Here is a 1,041-nt window from a genome sequence, read left to right as displayed (position 1 = left end):
GGGTATGGCAGAGAACTCCGTGGAAGAGCATGAGTCGCCAAAAGGTTTGACTGAACCTTTCGTTCGTGAAAGCCGTAAAGTTGGCCGAAATGAACCATGTCCCTGCGGTTCTGGCAAGAAGTACAAACAGTGTCACGGTAAGATTGTCTGATACTGACTGCTTCCATAAAAGAAAACAGGCCGCTTTACGGCCTGTTTTCTTTTATGGACTGCTTAACACCGGCTGATTTATGGATGTATTGCGGTATAATCGTTGCCTCCTATCATTCGGCCAGTTAAGAAGTCCAATGGAGCAACTCGTTTTAAAGCCCATCTCCCGCGTGCAAGGGGAGGTGTCTATTCCTGGCTCAAAAAGCCTGTCCAATCGTATTTTACTGCTTGCCGCGCTGGCAGAAGGTACAACGACCATCAGCAATCTTCTGGATAGCGATGATGTTCGCTATATGCTCAGAGCTCTGAAAGCGCTGGGTGTTCAGTATCAACTGTCAGACAGCAATACTGTTTGTAAAATCACTGGAGTAGCTGGTCCGTTGGGCTCTGGTCAACGTCTGACTCTGTTTTTGGGGAATGCGGGTACTGCCATGAGGCCATTGGCGGCGGCTTTGTCTCTGGGGGAAGGTGAATACACTCTGACGGGTGAGCCCAGAATGTATGAGCGACCCATCGGCGATCTGACTTACTGTCTTGAACAGGCTGGTGCAAACATTGAGTACCTGGGTAAGGAAAACTTCCCGCCTCTGAAAATTTCAGGCTCGGGTCTTAAGGGGGGGAGACGTCAGCATCAGGGGCGATATCTCCAGTCAGTTCCTGACTGCCATGCTGATGGCAGCCCCATTAGCATCAGGCAAAACGATCATTAACATTGATGGTGAACTGGTTTCCAAACCCTACATCGACATCACCCTTTCGGTTATGAGTCGCTTTGGTGTGAATGTTCTGAATAATGAATACCAGAGCTTTGTCGTGGAAGGGGGGCAGACCTACCGTTCCTGTCTCTTATACACATCTGACGCTGCCGACGACGGAGAGAGTGTAGATCTC

General features: G+C 49.6%; 1 protein-coding gene and 1 pseudogene. Both read left to right on the top strand.

Going from position 1 to position 1,041, the window contains the following annotated elements; genetic code table 11:
• Positions 1-151: SEC-C metal-binding domain-containing protein (locus KDK16_RS13475; protein ID WP_373690902.1), on the top strand; the 151-nt coding region annotated here is incomplete at its 5' end.
• A gap of 136 nt (positions 152-287) precedes the next feature.
• Positions 288-1,041: pseudogene (locus KDK16_RS03025) on the top strand (3-phosphoshikimate 1-carboxyvinyltransferase); the annotation flags it as partial.

The organism is Endozoicomonas sp. SESOKO4 (assembly GCF_024606275.1).
Note: the sequence above shows the minus strand (reverse complement) of the source record. Positions and strands in the feature narration are given on the sequence as shown.